Origin of the sequence: Paludibaculum fermentans (assembly GCF_051172195.1) — a bacterium.
In the GTDB taxonomy this organism is placed as follows: domain Bacteria; phylum Acidobacteriota; class Terriglobia; order Bryobacterales; family Bryobacteraceae; genus Paludibaculum; species Paludibaculum fermentans_A.
The window spans coordinates 814,200-828,777 of sequence record NZ_JBPJAQ010000001.1; the positions used below are offsets into that span (position 1 = coordinate 814,200).

The following is a 14,578-nucleotide window of genomic DNA, read 5'->3' on the forward strand; positions in this document are numbered from 1 at the left end:
CAGCGAGTATCATAGAAGTTTGTCGATCGTCTCTTCTTCTCTGTCAGGGAAATTTACCGCCTGGCCCATCCTCTACGGCGCTGTCGCACTGACGACAGGGGCGACGCTGATTCTTGAGCTGTCGCTGACGCGCATCTTCTCGGTCGTCTTCTACTACCACTTCGCCTTCCTGGCGATCTCCATTGCCCTCTTCGGCCTGGGCAGCGGGGGGGTCCTGTCGTACTACATCGTGGCGCGCGGCGAGAAGCTGTTTCACCGCCTGGGCGTGCTTTCGGCGCTGAACTCCGGCGCAGTCGTCTTTTCACTGGCCCTCATCCTCAACCTGGCGGGTAAACCCTCGGGCTTCCAGACGCTGGCGATGGTCTACTTCGCCGCCGCCCTGCCCTTCCTGCTCTCCGGCATGATCGTCTCGCTGGCGATCGCCGAGACCATCCACCGCGTGGACAGAGTCTACTTCTACGATCTGGTGGGCGCCGCCGGCGGCTGCCTGCTGGTCATCCCGCTGCTCAACATCGTCGGCGGCCCCGGAGCCCTGCTCTCCGCCGCCGTCCTCTTCGCTGCCGCCGCGGCCGTCTGGTTCGGCCTGGCCCGCGCCACCACCGGCCGTGTCCTGGGCGTTGCCCTGGCCCTCTTCCTGGTGGCCCTGATCATCGTCAACAAGCGCAAGCCGATTCTCGACATCAGCAGCGCCAAGGGCAGCAAGCTCGCCGCCGAGATTTTCGTCCAGTGGAACAGCTTCTCGCGCATCTCGGTCCGCCAGGACCCGAAAGACCAGAGCCTACTCATCGTGATCGACGCCGACGCCACCACCGGCATTCCGCAGTTTGATCTCGACCACCTCACCGACAGGGACCGCGCTGAGCTCATCGCCCACGGCCCCGGCTTTCCTTATCAGCTTCGTCCGGGCGCCAAGACGCTCATCATCGGCGCCGGCGGCGGCTGGGACGTGGCGCGTGCCCTTGCCTCGGGTTCCAAGGACGTCACCGGCGTCGAAATCAACCCCATCATCGCCGAGACCATCATGAGGGGCCGCTTCCAGGCCCAGAGCCGCGGCCTCTACGCCCGGCCGGAAGCGCACATTGTCGTGGAAGACGGCCGCAGCTTCGTGCGCCGGTCGAAAGAGAAGTACCAGCTGCTGCAGGCCACCCTGGTCGACACCTGGGCCTCCACGGCCGCCGGAGCCTTCGCTCTCTCCGAGAACAATCTCTACACGTCAGAGGCATTTGAAGACTATCTGTCGCACCTGACCGATGACGGGGTGCTGGCCTTCACCCGCTGGGGCTTTGATCCCCCGCGCGAGTCGCTGCGCCTGCTCTCCCTGGCCCGCCAGGCGATGTACAAGCTGGGTGAACAGGACTTCGCCCGGCACGTGATCGTAGTCCGCGAGGATGTCCAGAGGCTGAACACCTGGGGCGCGACGGACACGGTGCTCATCTCGCGCAAGCCGTTCCGGGTCGAGGACCTGGAGAAGGCCGCGCTAGCCGCCTCCAAGGGCGGCTTCGAGATCCTCTACCTGCCCGGCCAGAGCCCCGACAATCAGTTCTCCTCGTTCCTTACCGCGAAGGACCAGACCGCCTGGTTCCGCGACTATCCCTACGACGTGACACCCGTCCCGGACGACCGGCCATTCTTCTTCTACACGGTCCAGCCGCGCGACATCTGGAATTTCCGGACCACGGCGACGCATGAGAACGCGGACTTCAAGGTGAACCTGGCCGTGCCGACTCTCTTCTCGCTGTTGGGTGTCAGCCTGCTGGCCACGTTCATCACGCTGGCCCTGCCGCCGTTCCTGCTCAAAGCACGGCTGCCGCGCGAGCCGGGTATCCCGACCTTCCTGCTCTACTTTTTGTGCCTCGGCGCCGGCTACATCCTGGTGCAGGTGGGCCTCATCCAGAAGCTGGTGCTGTTCCTGGGCCACCCCACCTACGCGCTGACCGTCGTGATCTTCTCGATGCTCGTCTCCAGCGGCCTGGGCAGCTATGCGAGCCGCCGGCTGGTGCGCGGGAACGACGACCGCCTGATGTATGCCCTCTGTGCGGTGACAGGCATCGTGACCATCCTGGCCTTCAGCGTGAAACCGATCATCGACGCGGGCGAGGGCCTGCCGCTGCCGGTGAAGATGCTGATCACGGTGCTGCTGATCGCACCGGCCGGTTTCGCGATGGGGATCCCCTTCCCCAGCGGCCTGACACGGCTGGAGCACTGGCATTCCCCTTCGGTCCGCTGGGCCTGGTCGTTGAACGCGGCCGCCAGCGTCCTGGGCTCCTGCGGGGCGATCTTCCTGGCCATTTACCTGGGGCTGCGGATGACGCTGCTGATCGGGGCGGCGCTCTACCTGGTGGCGCTGGTGACGCTGAAGCTCACCAGCAAGCACGCGGTGGCGCAGTAGGGCAAAAGCTATCGGCCATCAGCGATTCTCGGTCGCCCACACAACTCCAAACAACAACGGGGCCCCGAAGAGCCCCGAAATTCCGCAATCCCTGTGTGCAAGCTAACAGCTGAAAGCTGATGGCTGACAGCTTCCTGCTACAGCTTCCCCGCCCCGTTCGGCTTCTTCTGCGCCAGATTGTGGCGCAGCGCCGCTTCCAGGGCTTCACAGAAGAAGTACTCGCCCCACATGACGCTTTCGTTCACACCCAGGTCTTTGTGGATGTGATAAACCCCGCCCTGCAGGATGCCTTCCCAACCGGAACCGTCCTGCTGCTGCGTGTGCTTCTCGCACAGCGTTTTCAGGATGCGCAGCGCGCTGGACCAGTAGTAGAAGCCCTTCACCGGATCGGGCAGCATCCGGCACAGCCGCAGCAGTCCGCTGGCGGCAATGGCGGCCGCTGACGTATCCAGCAGCTTGCGCGTGTCTTCCGGAGCATTGAAGTCCCACGACGGCACGCCGTCGGCGTTCGTGTGCGTCAGGAAGTAATCCGCGCAACGTTCGGCCGTCTCGAGGAATCGCGGGTCCCGCGTGTACTCGTAGCAACTGCCGAAGCCATACAGCGCCCAGGACAGCCCGCGCGACCAGCAGGAGTCGCCGCGATAGCCCTGGTGCGTCGTCTGCCGCAGGAACTCGCCGCTCTCCAGGTCGAACAAACCTTCGTGCGCCGTAGAACCATCGCCGCGCACCAGGTATCGCCGGGTGGTGAGCGCATGCCGGATGGCGATGTCGCGCAAACGCCGGTCGTTGGTTTCGCGTGCCGCATAGAAGAGCACCGCCACGTTCATCATGATGTCGATGAAGATGGAGTCTTCGCTCACGAACGACCGCAGGTACTGCCCCTTCTCCTGGAAGCGCAGCGACATCGTTTTGCCGGCCTGCACCAGGACGTCGTTCAGGCGCGGCTCACGTGTAATCTGATACCAGCGGTAGTAGGTGGAGAGGAAAATAAAACCAAGGTCGTGGACGTCGCGATCGAACTGCCTGGGCTCCAGCGGACGGCTGTACTCAATGGCCTTGTCCATCCAATACTGCTTGTTCTCGCCGTTTTCCAGGGCGCGCCGGTGGAAGATCCACATCATCCCCGGCAGAAAGCCATCGCACCAGTGAGTCCACGCCGGACCATCGTGCTTCCACTTGCCACTCTTGGTGTAAATGGGATAGAAACCTGGGTGCTTCTCGATGAGATTTGAGACCTGACGCTCCGCGAATCGGAGCGTATCTTCGAGCAATGTACGATCGATTTCAGGACCAAACTGAATCACGGCTTATCATCTCCCCGTCCCTCCAGGGTACGCCAAGTAGTACTGAAGCCGCTCGATAGCTTCGCCCGCGAGCCGCGCAACAGAATGATGGAGGCGCCCGGCGACGCCATCGCCATCTCGGCCGGGGGCATGCGCATCTCAGGACGCAGGTTCACAAACGCCATCTCCAACTGCTTGTCCAGGGCCGGAAACTGCAGCTTCGCCCGAAAGGCTCCGCTGGCGTTCTCATAGCTCACCTGCCCCGGCACCAGCGCCAGGAAACAGTGGCCCGCGGGAAACTCCCGGCACACCGCCATGTCGATCCGCATCTGCACCACGGCGCCCTTGGGCAGCAGCACGGTCCCCTGCCGCTCGACGTTCTTCACCACTTCGAACTTCACAGAGTCGCCCACCACCGACTTGCCCAGGTCGAGCGAAGCAGTCAGTTTCAATTGCACCGGCACACCTTCCGGCAGGCTGATCACCGTCCGCGCCGGCTTGGGGGCGGCCGTATCCGGCGGCGGATCTTCAAAGATCAGGGTCGACTCGCCGGAATACTGGCGGCAACCGGAAAACAGCGCCCGATTGCGGCTCTCCGTGCCATCCATCGACGTCAGGCTCATGTCCATGCCCACGGGCAGCGTATACGTCTCGGCGCCGATCTTCACCGGAGCGTAGTCCAGCAGCTTGTGCCCTTCCTTCAGCGGCACCTGCGGCGGAATCTCGTCGATGTTCATTTCCAGGCGCGTGAGCTCCAGCGTCTCCACGTCGTTCCATACCCAGCCGTGATAGCCCACCTCGCCCTCAGCCGAGCCCATTCGCATGATGTAGTAGCTGCCTATCCGCGGCACCCGGAAATAGAACTTGTGCGCCGGCCGCCCGTTGATCGTCTCCTGCCCTTTGTATTCGAACTTGGCATTGCCGCTGAAGTAGATGCTCTTGGCGTGCAGGGCGAAATCGCCGGTCCCGATGGCGCCCTGGCCGCCCACCAGCAGCCGCACATCGCTCTCTTCAAACTTGTTCGCCCCGGGCCAGGCGTACAGCTCCTTGCCATCCACCAGGGCCACTTCCAGGCGCACCGTATCCAGCAATTGGAACTTCTTTGACGTTTGTTCCCTGCGGCTTCGCTCTATGGTCTCCACACAGGTGAAATTTGGCATGCGGGCCATCATCTGCGAAACAACGCTGCGGATGCGGGCCATCAGGATGGTATCGGCGGTCAACGGCGCCTTGGGGTCGTACTGCGCAGGCAACGCCTGGAGGCCCAGCAGCATCAAATACACGGGAGCCAGACGCATGACCCGATTATAGTCTTGGGGTCATCTGGTATTCTCGGCCTTATGGCTGTCAAGGTTACAGTATTTAACAACGGACCTCTTCGCATCGAAGGGGATCCGTCCGATTTCAACATTTACGACGCGCAAGGCAACGCCTTTGGGCTCGGCGGGCGCGTGGCCATTGGCCTGTGCCGCTGCGGCCTCTCGGCGAATAAACCGTTTTGCGACGGTTCGCATGGAAGACAGGGCTTTGATTCGGTATGCGAAGCACGCGAGCTTCCGCCTCCGAAGCCCAAAATCTAGCACCACCTTCAGGAGGATCGATGAGATTTCAAGCAGGCCGATTGGCCTTCACGGGCCTACTCACCACGACGCTGTTTTTCGCCGGATGTTCTAGAAAAGATGAGCTTCCGACGCAACAACAAGCCCAGCAGCCTGCGACCACTACTCCTGGCACCGCGCCGGCAGGGCAGCTAAATACTGCCCCGCCGCCGGTGGCGAACGGACTCGCCGCTCAGAACGGCCAGTCCGGTTCACCCGTGCGCAGCGCTTCCACCTCCGGCGGCCCGGCCGCACAGCCGCCATCCGGGGGCTCCGCGGGCACACCAGCAGCTCCTTCCAACGCCTGGGGCTCCACCCCGGGTAAGGCTCAGGCCGTCGCGCCCGCCCCTCCGCGGGAATACACCCTGCCGGCGGGCACCAGCATCCCTGTGCGGACCATCACCAGCCTCTCCACGAAAACAGCCGCCCCCGGCGATGCTTTTGAAGCCACGCTGACGCGCGACCTGGTGGTGGACGACTATATCCTCGCCCCCAGAGGCTCCACCGTGACAGGCCGTGTCACCAATACCGACCCGGGCGGCAAGGTCAAGGGTCTGGCGTCCATCAGCGTCGCCCTTTCTTCCATCGCCGGCCCGAACGGGCCCATCGCCATCCAAACTTCGGCCGTCGGACAACAGGCCAAGACCACCAAGCGTAAGGATGCCGCTAAAATCGGTATTGGCGCCGGCATCGGCGCGGCCATCGGCGCAATCGCCGGTGGCGGCAAAGGTGCGGCCATCGGAGCCGGCATCGGCGGAGCCGGCGGCACCGGTATGGTCCTGGCAACAAAAGGCGAGGCAGCCGTGATTCCCAGCGAATCGCTGCTCACTTTCCGGCTGTCCGCGCCCGTGACCGTTACTGAGAAGAGGTAGGACCCAGAACGAGTGAGACCGAGCGGGACTAAGTTAGGCCACCTGCGATCCAGATTATTCACAATTCCCGTAGCGGTTTTGGCGACGGCAGTGCTCGTGACCACTGCCGTCGTCACTTCAGTCTTTGCTCCGGAAGGCCGCTGGCAGCGATTTCTCTACCGCCTGTGGGGCGGCACCGTGCTCACCATCTTCGGCGCCCGCGGCCGCGTCACCGGCGCTGAGAAACTCAAGCCTGGCGCTAATTACGTCATCGTTTCCAACCACCTCAGCCTCGTGGACACACCCATGATGTTCCGCTGGCTGCCCATCCCCTTCAAGTTCCTGGCCAAGCGGGAACTGCTCAAAGTCCCGTTCATCGGCTGGTACCTCAACCGCGCCCGCCACCTCACCGTCGATCGCGCCAGCCTGCGTTCTTCCATCGAGAGCATGAACGAGGCTGCCCGCCTCATCCGCGAACGCCATCTCTCCGTCATCATCTTTGCCGAGGGCACGCGCAGCCTGACCGGAGAAATGCAGAGCTTCAAAGATGGCGCCGCCTATCTCGCCATCCAGTCCGGCACGCCGGTCGCCCCCATCGCGATGGTGGGCACCTGGGACATCCTGCCCGCCAAATCGTCTTACTTTATGTCCGGCAACGTGGAATTGCGCATCGGCGAACCCGTCAGTCCGGAGGGCTATACCCTCAAGCAGCGCGCTGCCTTTACGGCCCTGCTGGAAGAGCGGGTCCGCCAACTGCTGGCCGCGCCCGTGAGCTAACCGTTTCCTGCCTTACTTCCAGACCCGTGCGCTACACTGTCGGCTTGTAGGATGGACGCGCTGCCCATTGAACTCGGCCTTACACCCCATGGACGGCTCGTCCTGGCGCCAACTCCAGACGGACTGCCGGTCAATGCCGCCCTGACGGAACACTTGACCCGGGCCCTGGAACGCGGAGCGGGTCACGTCCTGCTCCTGCTGGGCGCCGGCGAAGTGGGTACCATCCTGCCGCCCGCCCTCTCCTACTGGCGCGACTTCGGCGCTCGCTATGTCACCGCGCTGTGTACCCAGCCGGAAGGCGGCCAGCGCCCCGCCGCGCCCACCTCCACGGAACTCGACTTCCTCACCCTGGCGGCCCCACCCATGCTCGGGGCGGAGTACCTCACCGCCGCCGTCCTCGAGACTCTCTGGTTCGAACTCGACGACGCCTTTTATCACGAATTGGCCGAATCCCAGCGCGGCGTCCAGGAGTTCCTCAAGCTCCTAAATCCGGCCTGGAACCTGGTCGGCCGTGTCCACTTCAACGTCGCCGAGAACCGTAAGGACCCCGACACCCCGTTCGCCTTCATCGCGACTTACACCACTCGCCTCTCGGCGAACGCCAAGGCACAACACCTGCCCCTGGGCCAGGCTTTGCGTGAGTACGCCGGCGCCGGCAACAAGGACCGCCTGCTGTCATTGCTGCTCCCCGTCCAGCGGGCGTCGGAGACTTGCGGCTGGCTCAAGTCCATGGTGGAAGCGGGCGAAATCTTCCACCCTCTTCGCTGGACTCCGCGCCAGACGCTGGACCTGCTGCGGGACGTACCCCAGTTGGAGGCCGCCGGCGTTGTGGTCCGCATGCCGGCAGCCTGGGGCGGCCACCGTCCGCCGCGGCCGCGCGTCACCGGCACTGTCGGCGCCGGCCAGCCAGCCGGTTTGGGGCAGGATGCGCTGCTCGATTTCAAAATGGACGTCACGCTGGAGGGCGAACCGCTCACGGCCGAGGAGATCCAGGCCCTGCTGGCGCAGACCGACGGACTGGCGCTGGTGCGGGGACGCTGGATCGAGTTGGACCGCGATCACCTCCAGAAGATGCTGGCGCGTTTTCGTGAAGTGGAGAATGCGGCCCGCGAGACAGGACTCGGCTTCGGTGAGGCCATGCGGTTGCTGGCGGGCGCCGATGTCCGAGCCGGCGACAGCACAGCCGCCGGCCAGGCCGATTGGACACAGGTGGTCGCCGGCCCCTGGCTGGCCGAAACCCTGAAGGCGCTCCGCACCCCACAGGCCATGCTGGAGGCTGCCCCAGGCCAGGACCTGCGCGGCACCCTGCGCCCCTATCAGCAGGCCGGCGTGAGCTGGCTTTATTTCCTGTCCAAACTCGGGCTCGGCGCCTGCCTGGCCGACGACATGGGACTCGGCAAGACCATCCAGGTACTCTCCCTGCTCCTCGTCTTGAAGCGTCAGGAAGGAGCCCGGCTGCAGCCCAGCCTGCTGGTCGCCCCCGCATCGCTGCTCGCCAACTGGGCCTCGGAACTCGAACGCTTCGCCCCGGGCCTCAATGCCCTCATCGCCCACCCCTCGGCCATGCCTGCCTCTGAATTGAAGTCTTTTGATCCCAGGCAGCTCCAGGGCGTCGACCTCGTCATCACCAGCTACGGCTCCCTGCTGCGCGCGCCGTGGCTCTCCCAGGTCTCCTGGCAGCTGGCCGTGCTCGACGAAGCCCAGGCCATCAAGAATCCCGGCTCCAAACAGACCCGCGCCGTCAAACAGCTCAAGGCCAGCGCCCGCCTGGCCCTCACCGGCACACCCGTCGAGAACCGCCTGGTCGACCTGTGGTCGATCTTTGACTTCGTCAATCCCGGCCTGCTGGGCACAGTGAAGGAATTCAGCGGCTTCGTCAAACGCCTGGCCGAGCGCCCCCACGGCTCCTACGGACCTCTGCGCGAACTGGTGCGGCCGTATATCCTGCGCCGGTTGAAGACCGACAAAAGCGTCATTGCGGACCTGCCCGACAAGACCGAGATCAAGGCCTATTGCCCGCTCAGCCGCCCCCAGGCCGCGCTCTATGGGCAGGCGGTGAAGGAACTCGCCGCTCAAATCGCCGACACTTCCGGCATCCAGCGAAAAGGCCTCGTACTCGCCTTCCTGATGCGCTTCAAACAGATCTGCAACCACCCCTCTCAATGGTTGGGCGACGGCAGTTGGAGCGAAGCGGACAGCGGCAAACTGGCCCGCCTGCGCGAGATTGCCGAGGTCGTCGCGTCGAGGCAGGAAAAGATGCTGGTCTTCACCCAGTTCCGGGAAGTGACCACCCCGCTGGCCGCCTTTCTCGAATCGGTGTTTCAACGCCCCGGCCTCGTCCTGCATGGAGAAACCGAAGTCAGGAAACGCAAAGACCTGGTGCGCCGCTTCCAGGAAGACGAGCGCCTGGGCTTCTTCGTGCTCTCGCTGAAAGCCGGCGGCTCAGGACTCAACCTCACCGCCGCCTCGCACGTTGTGCACTTCGATCGCTGGTGGAATCCCGCCGTCGAGAACCAGGCCACTGACAGGGCCTTCCGCATCGGCCAGACCCGCAATGTGCTCGTCCACAAGTTTGTCTGCCGCGGGACCGTGGAAGATAAAATCGATCAGTTGATTGAATCGAAGCGCCACCTCTCCGATGAACTGCTGGAGGGCGGCGCGGGCGCTTTGCTCACCGAGATGAAGGATGACGAATTGCTGCGCCTGGTGGCGCTGGATCTCGACAAGGCCCTGCAGGAGGCATAGCTCATGAGGTACGACGATTGGGGCTGGACACGCTATGTCCCCGTAGCGGAACGCCGGCGCAAGGCACTGCGCGAATTGGAGAAACTGCGCAAGCAGGGAAAAGTCATTACCCCCGTCATCCTGGAAGGACGCACCATCGCCCGGACGTTCTGGGGCAAAGCCTGGTGCACCAACCTGGAGAGCTATAGCGACTATGCGAACCGCCTGCCCCGCGGGCGCACCTATGTCCGCAACGGCTCCGTCGTCAATCTGGAGTTGACGCCCGGCCTCATCTGCGCGCATGTCAGCGGCTCCAGCCTCTATGAGGTCCGGTTGAAAGTGACTCCGGTCGCGAAAACGCGCTGGAACTCCCTCCGCGCCGACTGTGCGGGCACCATCGATTCACTGGTCGAGTTGCTGATGGGTCGCCTCTCCCAAGGCGTCATGGAGCGCATTTGCAGGCAGGGCCAAGGCCTGTTTCCGGCGCCCACCGAAATTAAACTCTCCTGCAGTTGCCCCGACTCCGCCGGCATGTGCAAACACATCGCAGCCACACTCTATGGCGTCGGCGCCCGCCTCGACCAGCACCCGGAACTGCTCTTCCTGCTGCGCGGCGTGGACGAAAAGGAGCTCATCGCGAGCGCCGGCAAGGACACCCTGCTTTCCAGCCAAGCTCCGTCGTCCGGCAAAATCCTGGGCGGCGAAGACCTCTCGGCGCTGTTCGGGCTCGACATGGCGGAACAGGCAGAGAGCGTCCCAATCGCTTCGAAACCAGCCAGAAAGACAGCGGCGGTCAACCGGCCCGCGCCGCGCAAAGCCGTGGTCAAAAAGGCTGCAAAAAAGGCAACGAAGAAGGCCGCGGCCCGGAAGCAGCCTCGTAAGCCTAAGTGAGTGCAACGAACCCGGCAAAGCGCTTTGCCACGCCCAGCAGACACTTCTCAAATTGATAGAATGGTCGCGAGCCGGAAGACCGGCAAGTGGAGGTTGTTAAAGGTGATCGCCATGGTGCTACGTTTCTATAGCTGCTTGTTCGCCCTCTTGGCGGGTTTGTTCATGACAGGAGTCTCTTGTTTGCTGCTGCTCAGCGATACCAAGAACTTCAAGCTGGACATGCTCCCCTTCTGGAAGGGTGACTCCGCGCTGTATGGAATGCTCGTTTTAGGATTGCTCGGTATCGCCGCAGCGCTCCTCGGCCTCGTGAGAAAAGTGAAGCCGCTCCTGCTGGTCTACACCGTCATCGTCTTCGCCCTGATGATGTACGGCTTCTTCCTCAGCCCCGTCTATCGCTTTACCGGCGCTCCGGAAGCCAGGAGCGTGGCCTGGATCGCATGCGCAGCCCTGATCGCAGTCGTTGGCGCCTTCATGCAGTACCGCGAACCGCGCCGCGCCTAAGTCCGCCCCACAGAGCTTTCCATCGGGCCTGCCCCATCAGGGGTGGGCCCTTTTCATTTACGCCCACAGTTCGTGCACCGGCGCATACTGCTCAGACTGATTCGTGGGCACCAGCGAGAAGCCCCGGTTTAACGGGTCGTCGTGGTATACCTTCGTCCAGTCGATCCCCAGCGCCGAGTAAAGCGTGGCCTCCAGATCCTCCGGCCGGATCTCTCGCTGCAACGACCACCCCGGCTCCACCAGCCCGTTGCCCTGCGCGTCCGTCTTGCCAATCACCCGTCCGCCCTTGATCCTGGCGCCGGCCATCATCACCGCCTGCGTCATGAAGTGATCGCGGCCTGCTCCGGAATTGGGCGCCCCCACCGTCCGGCCGAATTCGCCCATGCACAGGATCAGCGTCTCGTCCAGCAGCCCATCGCTCTTCAGGTCCGCGATCAGCGTACCCAGCGCCAGGTCGAACGTGCGCCCCGTCGACGCCGCGTTCGTAGGATTCAGCGCCGTACCCGTGTAGATGCCCGTGTGCATGTCCCAACCGCCGGTCGTGATCTGGATGAACCGCGCCCCCAGCTTGCCGCGCAGCAGGTTCCGCGCCGTGATACACGCATTGCCGAGGCCCGTGGTGCCATAGCGCGCCCGCTCGGCCGCATCGAACTTGAACACACTGTCGACGGCCGTGTTGTACATCAGCGAGCGAGCCGTCAGGTTGAACTGCTCCATCTCTTTGACGGCCGCGCCGATGGCCGCCTCGGCCCGCGTCTCGGCATCCAGTTCCAACAGCAATCCATAGCGCCGGTCAAAGCCGGTCGCCCCAATCGGCGAGGTCGTGTTGCCCAATCCGTTCCCGCCCGGGCTGACATAGAACGGAGCCGTGGTCGGCTCCAGGTACCCTTGCCCCGGTCCACTGCCCGTGTTCAACGAAACGAAAGCCGGCATAATCGCCGTCGGATCGCCGAGCTCGCGCGCCACCACCGACCCGATGTGCGGAGCGATCTTCGACAACCCCGACAGCGGGTTGCGCCCGATCTGCACCCAGGTCTGCATGATGCCGTGCACCAGCGCCCAGGCCTTGGCGGAACGAACCAGCGCGATCGAATCCATCTGCCCGGCCAGCGTCGGGAACAGCCCGCGCGGCCAGCGGATGTCGCCATACGAGGTAGGCTCCATCGCCGCCAGCGTCCATGCCCCCTCTTTCAGGTCAAAGGTATCCGCGTGGCTGGGCCCGCCCGACATCATCACGAAAATGACGTTCTTCGCGGTCCCGATGGGCGAACTCTGCCCCTTGGCAATCGTCTCCAGCGACCGGCCAGGCAGGAAGAAGCTACCCGCCACCGCCGCGCCCGCGTGCTTGAAAAACACCCTGCGATCGATGGCCGGACGACGCCAGAAGTTCGTGCCTTGCACCGTCGACCAGTCAATGCCAAAGCGGTTCTTCATGGTGTGCGCCCCCTCCCTAATAGCTAAACAGAAAATCCGTCTTGTTGATCAGGGCCCAAGCCAGATCCTCAACCGCCGCCGCCCGAGGATACGCCTTCGTGCCCGAATTGGCCAGTGCCTTCAGAGCAACCATCTTTTCATATTCGCTGGGACGGCGCGAGAGGAACGTGAGGAACAAATCCTCTACAACGGCCTCATCCCCAGGGTTCCTCACGAGTTCGGCGAGATAAGGCGAGGCCTTCGCATTCACCCGGTTCAGGATCACCGGTGAGTTCATCAGATGCAGCCACATCAATGCCGAGCCCGCTGTGCCGCGCGGCTGCAGATCCCGGTTGCCCCTGTCGAAGGCGTCCAGAAACTCGCGCGCCGGATTATCCCGCAGCGGCTCGCTGGGCTCCGGCAGTTGCATCGCCCAGCTCACCTTGTCCGTCCATCCGGCCACCTGGTAAGCAGGCAGGATTCCGGTTGCTTTGGTCACCGCGTCCAACACCTCTTCCGCATCCAGGCGCCGCGCCAGGTGCCGCGCAAACAGCCGCGTCTTCGCCGCATCCCACGGCGCGTCATACTCCGAACTCAGCTGGTACGCAGTGCTCTCCGCCATCAGCCGCAGCATCTCCCTCAGGCTGAAATCGTTCTTTCTCGCCAGTTGGGCCAGATCCTCCAGCAGATCAGGATGCGACGCCTGGTAGTCCCAGCCGCCCGGCGGCTCCACGGCCGGATCCAGCCGGTCCGGATCCAGATTGTCCACCGGCTCCGCCAGCGCCACGCTGAACATCGCCTTCCACAGCCGGTTGACGAAATTGCGGGCGAACATCGGATCCTCGGTCACCTTGTACGCAAAGGAAGCCCGCCACTCACCGCTCGCCGGCGTCCCATCCCGATACACCGGCGTCAACTCCTTCTCCGCTTTCCCATCCACCTGCACCGGCATCCGGTCCGGGCGATTTCCGATTTTCGTGTTCATCCCATAGCCACCCGCCGCCTTGTTCAGCACCACATGCGAGCGCGTGTAGAAATTCGCGTTGTCATTGCCCGGGTAAGCCGCAAAACTGATCCTCGAGAAATGGGCCGCCATCCGCTCCGCCTCCAGCCTCGTGGTGCGCGTGCCCCAGGCCGATACCGCCTCGAGATGGCCGCGGCCATCGTGACACAGCAGGCAGTCGTACGACCCCATGCCCAGGAAAATCGAGGCCGCCCGCACCGTCACCGAATCATAGGTGTCCTGGATCGGCCCCATCGGAGCGTAGCCGCGCACCACGAAATTCACTCCGGCTGAATCTTCGTCAAAGCTGTTCCCCGTCCCGGTCAGCATGTAGAAGGCGACCTCCCGCCACGACCGGTCCTTTTCAATCGACTCCCGGATGTACCGGTGAACTCCGTTTCGCCCGGGCACCCCTTCATCGCGATTCGACGCCTTCATCGTGTTCTGCAGCAGATCGCCCATCCAGACCGTCCACTTGTCTACAAACTCCTGGCTGTGCAGCAGCCGGTCGATCAGGACGTCGCGTTTTTTGGGTGTCCGGTCCGCCACAAACGCCCGCACCTCGTTGGCCGAAGGAATCCGTCCGGTGAGATCCAGGTGGATGCGTCGGCAGAACTCTTCGTCCGTCGAGAGCGGCGCCGCCGGAATGCCGCCGGCCTCCAACCGCTGGAAAATCTCCTGGTCGATCAGATTGCGGCGTACCAGCTTGGCAGGGTCCACCACGGCGCGGTCTTTCTGCCGCCGGGGTACCGCTTTGACGAAAGCCAGCGCCTGTTCATACACCTCGCGCCGGATGTGGGAATCGGGCGCATCCAGCGAACGCGGCGTGGCCGTGTACGAGCAATTGTCCCCCGGCCGAGGCGGCACCTCCGCCGCATCAGCCACCCGAATAGCGCCAACCGCCAGCGCAATCCGAATCAGAATTGGGTACAGCCGCTGAACCGCCATTCTGTACTCCGGCATAGTGAATTATAGCCGCCGCTGACAATCTCACCCAGACCGTCTTGTGATTCCAGACGTGCGCCGCAACAGAAAAGTGTACTTTCTTATCAATGCTAATCGCGGCCGGCAGGCTTTCGATTTTCCTTCCGCGCATTTCGGAATTTCCACGAATTCCAGACACACGGAATATGCCTGACAGCGCGTCA

At 63.5% G+C, this 14,578-nt stretch carries 11 protein-coding genes; 7 read left to right on the forward strand and 4 right to left on the reverse strand.

The annotated features are described in order from the left end of the window. Nucleotides 1-19: 19 nt before the first annotated feature. Nucleotides 20-2,389 carry a hypothetical protein gene (locus tag ACR9Y2_RS03450; RefSeq protein ID WP_435039654.1) on the forward strand — a complete coding sequence of 790 codons (2,370 nt, stop codon included), beginning with the start codon at nucleotides 20-22 and terminating at the stop codon, nucleotides 2,387-2,389. Nucleotides 2,390-2,526: 137 nt separating this feature from the next. Here the strand turns inward: ACR9Y2_RS03450 and ACR9Y2_RS03455 are convergent, their stop codons facing one another. Both ACR9Y2_RS03455 and ACR9Y2_RS03460 read right to left on the reverse strand, forming a co-directional pair. Further along, nucleotides 2,527-3,693: a glycoside hydrolase family 88 protein gene (locus ACR9Y2_RS03455; protein ID WP_435039655.1), complete on the reverse strand. Its 1,167-nt coding sequence runs from the start codon at nucleotides 3,691-3,693 to the stop codon at nucleotides 2,527-2,529. Next, nucleotides 3,690-4,970: a hypothetical protein gene (locus tag ACR9Y2_RS03460; protein ID WP_435039656.1), complete on the reverse strand. Its 1,281-nt coding sequence runs from the start codon at nucleotides 4,968-4,970 to the stop codon at nucleotides 3,690-3,692. Before ACR9Y2_RS03460 ends, ACR9Y2_RS03455 begins: the two co-directional genes overlap by 4 nt. A gap of 42 nt (nucleotides 4,971-5,012) precedes the next feature. Between ACR9Y2_RS03460 and ACR9Y2_RS03465 the strand changes: the two genes are divergently transcribed. The 6 genes from ACR9Y2_RS03465 to ACR9Y2_RS03490 all read left to right on the forward strand — a co-directional run bounded on the left by ACR9Y2_RS03465 (nucleotide 5,013) and on the right by ACR9Y2_RS03490 (nucleotide 11,014). After that, nucleotides 5,013-5,252, forward strand: coding sequence for a CDGSH iron-sulfur domain-containing protein (locus ACR9Y2_RS03465; protein ID WP_435039657.1), 240 nt, complete (start codon nucleotides 5,013-5,015; stop codon nucleotides 5,250-5,252). Between the two features lie 20 nt (nucleotides 5,253-5,272). Further along, nucleotides 5,273-6,142 (forward strand): hypothetical protein, encoded by an 870-nt coding sequence (locus tag ACR9Y2_RS03470; RefSeq protein ID WP_435039658.1) that lies wholly within the window; start codon nucleotides 5,273-5,275, stop codon nucleotides 6,140-6,142. A 90-nt stretch (nucleotides 6,143-6,232) separates the two neighbouring features. After that, nucleotides 6,233-6,898, forward strand: coding sequence for a lysophospholipid acyltransferase family protein (locus ACR9Y2_RS03475; protein WP_435039659.1), 666 nt, complete (start codon nucleotides 6,233-6,235; stop codon nucleotides 6,896-6,898). A 51-nt stretch (nucleotides 6,899-6,949) separates the two neighbouring features. Then, a complete protein-coding gene (locus ACR9Y2_RS03480; RefSeq protein WP_435039660.1) occupies nucleotides 6,950-9,643 on the forward strand; it encodes a DEAD/DEAH box helicase in 2,694 nt (897 codons plus the stop codon). Nucleotides 9,644-9,646: 3 nt separating this feature from the next. Beyond that, complete coding sequence (locus ACR9Y2_RS03485) at nucleotides 9,647-10,513, forward strand: SWIM zinc finger family protein (RefSeq protein ID WP_435039661.1); 867 nt, start codon at nucleotides 9,647-9,649, stop codon at nucleotides 10,511-10,513. 180 nt (nucleotides 10,514-10,693) lie between these two features. Beyond that, complete coding sequence (locus ACR9Y2_RS03490) at nucleotides 10,694-11,014, forward strand: hypothetical protein (RefSeq protein WP_435039662.1); 321 nt, start codon at nucleotides 10,694-10,696, stop codon at nucleotides 11,012-11,014. 57 nt (nucleotides 11,015-11,071) lie between these two features. Here ACR9Y2_RS03490 and ACR9Y2_RS03495 read toward each other — a convergent pair whose 3' ends face one another. Further along, on the reverse strand, nucleotides 11,072-12,448 hold the full coding sequence (locus ACR9Y2_RS03495) for a DUF1501 domain-containing protein (RefSeq protein WP_435039663.1): 1,377 nt from the start codon (nucleotides 12,446-12,448) through the stop codon (nucleotides 11,072-11,074). A gap of 16 nt (nucleotides 12,449-12,464) precedes the next feature. After that, on the reverse strand, nucleotides 12,465-14,393 hold the full coding sequence (locus ACR9Y2_RS03500; protein ID WP_435039664.1) for a DUF1549 domain-containing protein: 1,929 nt from the start codon (nucleotides 14,391-14,393) through the stop codon (nucleotides 12,465-12,467). Between the last annotated feature and the right edge of the window lie 185 nt (nucleotides 14,394-14,578).